Genomic DNA, 8,766 nt, shown 5'->3' on the forward strand with positions numbered 1-8,766 from the left:
AACGCGGACGGGGCGAGGTGTCCTGCTCGTTGATCGCGCGCGTCCCGCGAGCCGGGCTGGGCCAAGGAAGGGGGGGCCATGACATCCGTCACGTCGTCGCCGCTTCTGGGCGTCCTGCGCGAGTTCTCCTACGGCTATTTCGCGCTTCTGGGCTTCGGCTTCTTTCTGCCCTTTCTCTATATGGCCATGTCGCTCATCCCCATGAGCATCATGGAGCGCGTGAGTTCGAGCCGGAACGCCTCGACGCTGATCACGCTCATCATCATCGCCATCGTCGTCACCGTCACCTACACGCTGCTAGAGGTCGTGCGCGCGCAGGTGCTGGAGCGCATGGGCACGGTGATCGACCAGAAGCTGACGCGCATCTGCTTCGACGCCTTCAACCGCGAGCGCCGCGCGGGCGGCGGCACGCCCGCTCAGGCGCTGGCCGACCTTCAGACCACCCGCCGCTTCCTTTGCGGTCCGTCGCTCTCGGCGATGATCGACGCCTTCTGGTCGCCGCTTTTCGTGATCGTGATGTTCTGCATCAGCGGGGCCTTCGGCCTTCTGATCCTGGCGCTTCTGGGCTTCTCCGCCTTCGTCTCCATCACCACGCATTATCTCGTGGCGGGTCATCTGAAGGCCGCGCAACGCCTGGAGGGCGAGGCGAACGAGTTCGGCCTGGCCGTGTCGCGCAATGCCGAGACGCTGCGCGTCATGGGGATGCTGCCGACCGTGACCGAGCGCTGGTACGCGCTCCACAGCGATGGCGTCGCCTGGCGCAACGCCGCGCAGACGCGCGCCGCGCGCATCGGCCTCGTGCCGCGCATGGTGCAGAACGGGCAGATGATCATCGTCTATGGCGTCGGCGGCTTCCTGTTTCTGGCCGGCCAGATCCATGTCGGCGTTCTGTTCGTCGTCCTGATGATGATGATGCGCGCGCAGGGGCCGCTCCAGTACATCATCAACAATTGGAGCGCGATCCAGTCCTTCTGGATGGCGGCCAAGCGGCTGGACCTTCTCCTGCGCGCGGTCGGCGCCGAGCGTGAGCATATTGCGCTGCCCCCGCCCAAGGGGGCGCTCGTCGTGTCGCGTCTCGTCGGCGGGCCGCCCGAGGTGGACAAGCCGATCATCAACGACGTGTCCTTCACGCTTCTGCCGGGCCGCATCATGGGGGTGGTCGGCCCGAGCGGGGCGGGCAAGTCCTGTCTCGGGCGTCTTTTGGTCGGCATCTGGAAGTCGCGCCGGGGCACGGTGGTGTTCGGCGAGCAGGATCTCCTACATTGGAACGAGGACGATCTCGGCCGCCATATCGGCTATATCCCGCAGGACGTGGAATTCCTGCCCGGCACGATCGCCGAGAACATCTCGCGCTTCGACCCGGCGGCCACCAGCGAGAAGATCCTCGACGCGATCGAGATGGCCGGCATTCACGACATCATTCGCGGCCTGCCGAACGGCTACTCGACGCGGCTGGGTCTGGGCGGTCATACGCTGTCGGGCGGTCAGCGCCAGCGCGTCGCGCTGGCGCGCGCCGTCTACGGCCGCCCCCGGCTCTTGGTTCTGGACGAGCCGAACTCCAATCTCGACGCGTCCGGCGAACAGGTGCTCGGGCGCACCATGCAGGCGATGCGCGACGACGGCGCGGCGGTCATCGTCGTGTCGCACCGCGTCAGCCTCCTGTCCTTCTGCGACGATCTCCTCGTGCTGAACGAGGGCTCGGTGCAGGCCATGGGCGGGCGCGAGCAGATCTTCAGCCGCCTGCCGCGTCTTCGCGGCGCGCCGCCGCCTCTGGTTCTCCAGCCAGACCAATTGGTGCGCTCGCTATGAGCGCGAAACTCGTCATCGAGGCGCCGCCGCCCAACACGGATTGGCGCGCTGCGCTGCGCACGGGCTATATCGTTCTGTTTCTGGGCGTCGGCCTGTGCGGCGGCTGGGCGGCCTTCGCCCATGTCAGCTCCGCCGTCGTGTCCAACGGCGTCTTCTCCGTGGAATCCTACCGCAAGACCGTGCAGCACTACGAGGGCGGCATCGTCTCCGAGATCCTGGTGCGGGACGGCGATCTGGTGGAAGCGGGGCAGACGCTCCTGCGCCTCGATACGACGCGCACGCAGGCAACCGCCGCTGCGGCCGCCAAGGCGCTGGCCGGCGCGCTCGCCATCGAGGCCCGGCTCATCGCGCAGCGCGACCTCAAAGACTATATGATCGTTCCCGAGGAAGCGGCCTCGCTTCTGCGCGGGATCGACAGCAGCGAGATCGACGACAATCACCGCGAGTTCGAGAGCCGGCGGCAGGTTCTGGCCGGCGCGCTCGAACTTCTCGACGCGCAGGAAAAGCAGGTGCGCAACGAGATCGAGCAGACAAAGCTCGACACCCAGACCGCCAACGAGCAGCTCGCCAGCCTGACGGATGAGCTGAGCGGCCTGCGCCGCCTTCTGGAAAAAGGTCTCGTCGCCGTCAGCCGCGTCAACGCGCTGGAGCGCCAGAAGAGCCTTCTCGACGGCAGCGTGAAGAAGGCACGCAACGACGCGCAGAAGGCCAAGGACAAGATCGCCGAAATCGGCCTTCGCAAGGAATCGCTCAAGAAGGACTATCGCCAGGAAGCGGCCAATGCGCTGGTCGAGATCGGCAAGCAGATCGCCCAGCACAGGCAGGAGCGCCAGATCGCGCTCGACCAGATGTCGCGCACCGACATCCGCTCGCCCGCGACCGGCACGGTGCAGCAGATGCGCGTCTTCACCGTGGGCGGCGTGGTGCGCCCCGGCGAGCCTCTGCTCGACGTGGTGCCCGAATCCAACGAGCTGAGCGTCAAGGCCAAGATCCCGCCCTCCGATATCGACCGCATCGAAGAGGGGATGGAAGTGGAACTCCATCTGGCGGCCCTCATGAAATACCGCCGCGAGCGGCTGGTCGGCACGCTCCGCTATATCGCGCGCGACGCGATCACCGAGGCCAACCCGAACATTCCGCCCTATTTTCCGGTGGAGGTCGCCATCTCCGGAGACGCCATTCCCGCCGACATCCGGGACAAGCTCGTGGCCGGCATGGAGGTCTCGATCATCATTCCGACAAAGGGGCGCACCGTCCTGCAATATCTGACCGCGCCGGTGCTGGAGAATATCGAAGAGGCGCTGCGCGAGCGCTGAGAGCCTGTTTGACAACTCGCCGGCTGAGGGCAAGCGAGGGAATTTTTGTCCCCGTGAGGCGCCAAACGCAGTCGATGCCGGCGGCATCGGCGAGGATTGGCAACGAAACGGGGGCGAAAAGGACCCGCCGGGCCGACCCGGTCGGGTTGTCAAACAGGTTCTGACCGCGGCCGGTTGCCGGACACGCGAAATTGCGTCGCAGACCCCATTCCCGACGGAGCCAGGGGAGCGTTGGAGCGTTCACTCGACCGATCGGATTCGGGAGAATGCTATGACCAAGCCTTTGTCGCTCGCCATGATGCTTTGGATGGCGTCGACTACCCTGTCCTTTGCGGCTTCCCCCCAGCCCGATCTGTCGGAAAGCGCGATCAACTCTGCCTCCTTCGAGGACTGGACCGCGCGGCGCGACGCGGCGAAGGCGGAGGCGGAGGCGGACGCCGCGAAGAACCCTTCCGGCGGCGAGGCAGCCCAAGCCCAACCTGCGGCCTCGGAAGAAGGAGCAAACGAACCTGGCAAAAAGCCCGAAGATGAGAAGGCGGCCAAGGCGACGGATGCAGCGGACCCGTTCCTGATCCGTGTTCAGGTTCTGCTCGACCGCGCACATGCTTCGCCGGGCGTGATAGACGGGCGCTCGGGCGGCAACACGGACAAGGCCGTTCGCGCCTATGGAGAGATGCAGGGGCTCAAGGAGGATGGCGCTTTGAACGAAGAGGTCTGGGCGAAACTCTCTGCCGACGCTGGCCCAGCGGTCAAGACCTACCAGCTGACCAAGGAGGATGTGGCCGGGCCTTACGTGCCCGACCTCCCGAGCGACTATGCCGAAATGGCCAAGCTCGACCGACTGGCCTATCGCGACGCCGCCGAAATGCTGGCGGAGCGCTTCCACATGGACGAGGCGCTGATCCGCAGCCTCAACCCGGAGGCCGATTTCAAGACGGAAGGCCAGACGATCCTCGTCGCCGATCCGGGTGCCGATCCCGAGACCAAGGTCGATCGCATCGTCGTCGATAAGTCGAAGGGCGAACTCATCGCCTATGCCGAGGACGGGCGTATCGTCCTGATGGACCCCGCGACGATCGGGTCCGAAGACACGCCGTCCCCCAGCGGCACGATGAAGGTCAAGGGCAGCGCCCGTGAGCCCATATACGAATACGATCCGAAGAAGAACTTTCAGCAGGGGAAGAACCGCAAGAAGCTGACCCTGCCTCCCGGCCCCAATGGCCCGGTCGGGTCGGTCTGGATCGACCTGTCCAAGCCGACCTACGGCATTCACGGAACGCCTGAGCCTTCGCAGATCGACAAGACCGCCAGCCATGGCTGCGTGCGCCTCACCAACTGGGACGCCGAGGCGCTGTCGCGTCTGGTGAAACCGCTGGAAACCGTGGTGGAATTCAAGGGATAGGGCTTGCGTTTTGGCAGGGCCGAGGTGGCGGGCGTGATCTGTGGACGATCGCCCGCTCCTCCATTCGGCCATGGCGGAACCAGGATTTCGCGCGCATATCGGCCCCACAGGACTAGCGAAACGGACCCAAGGCCATGAGCGATCTTGAAGCTGAGCACAAAGCTTGGAAGCTGCACCGGCGGGAGGCGCTCGCCGCTCCCGATGGCTGGCTGAACATCATCGGCCGCTATCCCCTGGAGGAAGGCAATGTCAGCGTCGGGCGCGCGGAGGACAACGACATCGTTCTGTCGGCCGGCCCTGATCGGGTCGGGCGTCTCGTTCAGGATGAAGAAGGCCAAGTCATCTTCGAGCCGGCCGATGGATCGGAGCCGCTGCGCCTTGCCCTTTCGAAGTCGCAGCCGCCCCGTTTCACCTCCGGCCATTTGCTTCTGGAGGTGATGACGATCAACGGCGCAAACGCGTTGCGCGTGCGCGACACGCAGTCCGTCGCACCGGCCGCGCTTGGGGCCCTCAGGAGCTTTCCCTTCGATCCGTCCTGGCGGCTTTCAGCCGATTGGGTGCGCCTCGATCAGGCCCATAGGCTGGAGATCGACACGAGCCGCAGCATCCGCACCGAGGTCGAGGCGACGCACAAGGCCGTCTTCACCCGCGACGGCCAGCGCTTCGAGCTGCTGGCGACGCATGGCTCGGCGGAGAGGCCGCAATTCGTCTTTCGCGACGAAACGGCGCGCACGGGCGAAACCTATGCCGCCGCGCGCTTTCTGTTCGGCGAGAACGTGACGGAGACGAGTATCGTGCTCGACTTCAATCGCGCGGTCAGCCCGCCCTGCGCCTTCACCGACTTCGCCGTCTGCCCCCTGCCGCCGCGCGAGAACATTCTCCCCATTCGCATCGAGGCAGGGGAACTCAAGCCGGACGGTCACTGAACGGAACGCGGCGGGCCGGTTTCCGACCTGCCCCCCGTCGCCCTTCTAGGCGTCGATCTTCGCGCCGATGGCGACGCGCCCCTCCGAGATCGCGGCCAGAAGCGCCTGATGGTCGAGCGCGTTCTGGTCGCCATAGGCCTCCGCCCATTCGGCGAGCGCCATGTCGAAGCCTTCATTGTCCGGCCCGCCGCAATAGCCGGAGATCGCGGCGGCGTCCCCCGTGCGCGCATGGGCGCGGGCCAGAAGCGCGCCATAGCCGAAGGCGAAGAAGATGAGCGAGCGCCCGCCGAGAAGCGAATGGGGGATTTCGCCCTTCATGTTACGCATCTGACGGACGTAGAAGGGACGGCCGTTGATCGTCGTCCAGCCGAGAAGCGGATCGCCCACCGCCTGAAGAAGCCGTTGGCCGTAGACGACGCGCGCGCCCTCGTGCGAGCCGTAGGGCTCGGGCAGGGGCGGCACATAGGGCGCATGCGAGGGGCGCACGGCCTCCTTCACCTGGAGAAACAGTGCATCCTTGTCGGAATTGCCGAAGAGAAGCGCGAGATAGGCGCGGGTGCCGACGCTGCCGACACCCACCACGCGGTGGACGACGTCCACCACATGATAGCGGCTGAGCATGAAGCGCCGCTCGCGCGGCAGGGACTCGGCATAATGCTCCAGTCCAGAAATGACGCCTTCGCGCGTCTCGTCGTCGATCGCGGCGAGGATCGGCGGATCGAGGCGGAAGCGCCAGCCGCCGTCCACCTGCCGCTCGCCGACCTTTTCCAGAAGCGCGGCATTGTCGCGCTTGCGCGCCTTCTCGACGGCCTTCTTCAGGATGGCTTGCGAGGCGGCGTCCATTTCGATGCCGTCGAAATCCAGTCGGTCGGCCCGCGCCGCTCGATGCCAGACATCGATCGGCCCGCAGGGGGCAAGGTCCACCATCGAGCGGCGATAGCCGCGAACGCAGCTCATGACGATGCGCTGGCGCTCGTCCTGCCCGATGCCCTGCTCGCGCGCGGCAATGGCAAGGCTCGCCACAAGACGCTTCAGGTCCCATTCCCAGGGGCCGATCGTCACCTCGTCGAAATCGTTGAGATCGAGCACGACATCGCGCTGCGGCGTGCCGAACAGGCCGAAATTGCTGATATGGGCGTCGCCATTCATGACGACTTCGATGCCGCTGGTCGGCGAGCGCGACAGGTCGAAGGCCATCACGGCGGGCGCGCCGCGCAGGAAGGCGAAGGGCGATTCCGCCATGCGCGCCATGCGCAGCGGTACGAGACGCTTCTGCCGCCCCTCGTTCGATTGCTCGATCAGTGTCACCGGATCCGGCCGCCCCTCCGGCGAAGGGGGCGTCGCGTGAAGGCCGTGCGGCACCGCTCCTCGCAGCCGCTTGCCGGCCGCACGCCGCCGCTCCCACGGCTCTCCCTTGGCGCGAAGGTCGATGCGCGGATAGGCTTCGGCTGGGGCTAGAACAACCGCCGCCGCTTCGCTCGCCTCCAGCGCTCCATCGGGCTGCAACGTGTCGAGCAATGGGATCGCGCAGACCGAGGGAAGGTCGATTTTCATGCTGTGTCTTTGTTCCTGACTACCCAAGAGAACAAAGCGTCCTTCACGAAAACGTCAAGCCACCATTCGCCGCAGCGCGCGGGCTTGGTTTGCAGCGTGGCTACCGACGCGGCGAGCGCTGCCGACATCGCAGGGCAGATGAGGTCGCCCTACCACTTGCGACCATTGGCATTGGGGCCGAGCCGACCGCCGACAATGCCGTGGCTGGGCCAGAAGCGCACCGAATGGACATCGCGTCCCAGCGCGAGGGTCGGAGCGCGTTTCGGCCTTTCACGCGCGTTGCGCACCAGAATCTCAATCTGATCACGATCCTTCGCGCCATGATCGTCCTGAGCGGTGACGACGGCGGTATGAAGCCCGTCGGAAAGACCTTCGAAGGTTGCGCGCCAGTGCCCTTCGCCTGCGCGGCTCATCGGCACGTCCTCGCCTGAACCCAGACGGGCGGTGACGGAAACGACCGATCCGAAAATCTCGGCGCGAAGCTCGACGCGTCCCTCCGGGACCTGCGTTCGCGAGGTGTAATCCGTTACGAGGCGAAGGTCGGAGGGCGAGGTGATGAGAACGAAGGGGCCGGGCTGACCCATTGCGCGAAAGCGCCAGGAGACGACGTCCCCGTCCAGCGCGGACAGCGAAAAGCCCGGCTTGCCCCCCGCTTCCTCGATCTCACCGGTGGAGCGCGTCGCGCCATAGATCACATGGCCGTCGTTCAGCACGTCGTTGTAATGGGTGTGTCCGGTGCCGACATAGCGCACGCCGCTTTGCGCAAAGAGTGAGGCGACTTCCTCGCAGCCTTCTTTCAGATCGCCGGGGAAGGCGTGCATGAAGACGAGCGCGCCCCGTGCGCTGTCGATCTCGCCCAGCGTCCGGCGCAGCCAGGCGGTCTGCTCGCGGCCCAAGCGAAAGTCCGGTCCGCCCGCTCCGGCGCTGACGATATCGAGAAACAGGCAAGGCGTACCGGCAATCACCTCCATGCGCGGCAGGGCCTGTGGCGCGAGAAGCGCACGAAAGTCCTGGAGATGGCCTGCCTCGAAATCATGATCGCCGGGCAGGACATGAAGCGGCGTCTTGAGGTGTCGCGCGATCTCGGCCACGCGGCGAAACTGCTCGGGCGTGGCGTGATTGGCATTGTCGCCGGGCAGCACGGCAAAATCCAGCCGATCGGCGAAACCCGCATTGGCCTCCGCGACCAGCTGCTCGAACAGGGCAAGGCTCGCCCAGTCGTCGCCTTTGCAGGCATGAAGATCGCCGAACTGCAGCCAACGAAGCATGGAGAAACTCTCGGATCGGGGCGATGGGAAAGGGTATGGAATGCGGTTCGGGGAGGTGGCCGAGGAGGGAGGGTCCGAGGGCGTCACGAGCCCGGCGAGAGCACGCCGGGTTTCCTACCGAAATCGAAACTCGACCGATTTTTGAGGCGCAGGATGCGCCAGACCAAACCTTGCGGCCGAGGGTGAAGAAACGGGGCGGCAAGCCGCCCCGTTCATGAATGGGGTCAGGGACGCTTGGTCGGAGCCGGCGGCGGGGGCGGCGCGCCATTGGCGTCGGCCGGGCCCGGACGAGCGCCTGCTGGCGGCGGCGGGGGCGCATCGCCCGGCCGGGGAGCCGGCGGAGCCATCAGGTTCGGAACCTTGTCGATCAGCGGCTTGGCGGCAGCGAGGCACGCGTCGATCGGCTCTTCACCGCACTCGATCAGCAGGCCCATCTCCGGTCCCATGCGCAGCTCGACGCCATTCACGAGCGGAGGCGGCGGCGGGGGCGG

General features: G+C 66.1%; 7 protein-coding genes. 4 read left to right on the top strand and 3 right to left on the bottom strand.

Annotated features, from left to right (window positions below; genetic code table 11):
* The first annotated feature begins 78 nt into the window (after nt 1-78).
* From NS365_RS19630 to NS365_RS19645, 4 genes are all read left to right on the top strand, one after another.
* Nucleotides 79-1,809: a type I secretion system permease/ATPase gene (locus tag NS365_RS19630; RefSeq protein ID WP_058602001.1), complete on the top strand. Its 1,731-nt coding sequence runs from the start codon at nt 79-81 to the stop codon at nt 1,807-1,809.
* Nucleotides 1,806-3,125: an HlyD family type I secretion periplasmic adaptor subunit gene (locus NS365_RS19635; protein ID WP_058602002.1), complete on the top strand. Its 1,320-nt coding sequence runs from the start codon at nt 1,806-1,808 to the stop codon at nt 3,123-3,125. The genes NS365_RS19630 and NS365_RS19635 overlap by 4 nt, the downstream gene beginning before the upstream one ends.
* 271 nt (nt 3,126-3,396) lie before the next feature.
* Nucleotides 3,397-4,527, top strand: a complete 1,131-nt coding sequence (locus tag NS365_RS19640) for a L,D-transpeptidase family protein (RefSeq protein ID WP_244498506.1) — start codon at nt 3,397-3,399, stop codon at nt 4,525-4,527.
* 134 nt (nt 4,528-4,661) lie between these two features.
* Nucleotides 4,662-5,453 (top strand): DUF1684 domain-containing protein, encoded by a 792-nt coding sequence (locus tag NS365_RS19645; RefSeq protein WP_058602003.1) that lies wholly within the window; start codon nt 4,662-4,664, stop codon nt 5,451-5,453.
* A 45-nt stretch (nt 5,454-5,498) separates the two neighbouring features.
* Here the strand turns inward: NS365_RS19645 and NS365_RS19650 are convergent, their stop codons facing one another.
* The 3 genes from NS365_RS19650 to NS365_RS24605 all read right to left on the bottom strand — a co-directional run.
* The gene (locus tag NS365_RS19650; protein WP_082684728.1) at nt 5,499-7,007 is read right to left on the bottom strand and encodes a DUF2252 domain-containing protein; all 1,509 of its coding nucleotides are present in this window, start codon (nt 7,005-7,007) and stop codon (nt 5,499-5,501) included.
* A 149-nt stretch (nt 7,008-7,156) separates the two neighbouring features.
* Nucleotides 7,157-8,275 (bottom strand): metallophosphoesterase, encoded by a 1,119-nt coding sequence (locus NS365_RS19655; RefSeq protein WP_058602004.1) that lies wholly within the window; start codon nt 8,273-8,275, stop codon nt 7,157-7,159.
* 224 nt (nt 8,276-8,499) lie between these two features.
* Nucleotides 8,500-8,766: hypothetical protein (locus tag NS365_RS24605; RefSeq protein WP_206612154.1), on the bottom strand; the 267-nt coding region annotated here is incomplete at its 5' end.

It is taken from the genome of Aureimonas ureilytica, from assembly GCF_001475935.1.
In the GTDB taxonomy this organism is placed as follows: Bacteria; Pseudomonadota; Alphaproteobacteria; order Rhizobiales; family Rhizobiaceae; genus Aureimonas; species Aureimonas ureilytica_A.

Excerpts from the sequence above, each read along its gene's own strand:
- NS365_RS19630 (WP_058602001.1), top strand. The coding sequence starts at position 79 with ATGACATCCGTCACGTCGTCGCCGCTTCTGGGCGTCCTGCGCGAGTTC.
- NS365_RS19635 (WP_058602002.1), top strand. The coding sequence starts at position 1,806 with ATGAGCGCGAAACTCGTCATCGAGGCGCCGCCGCCCAACACGGATTGG.
- NS365_RS19640 (WP_244498506.1), top strand. The coding sequence starts at position 3,397 with ATGACCAAGCCTTTGTCGCTCGCCATGATGCTTTGGATGGCGTCGACT.
- NS365_RS19645 (WP_058602003.1), top strand. The coding sequence starts at position 4,662 with ATGAGCGATCTTGAAGCTGAGCACAAAGCTTGGAAGCTGCACCGGCGG.
- NS365_RS19650 (WP_082684728.1), bottom strand. The coding sequence starts at position 7,007 with ATGAAAATCGACCTTCCCTCGGTCTGCGCGATCCCATTGCTCGACACG.
- NS365_RS19655 (WP_058602004.1), bottom strand. The coding sequence starts at position 8,275 with ATGCTTCGTTGGCTGCAGTTCGGCGATCTTCATGCCTGCAAAGGCGAC.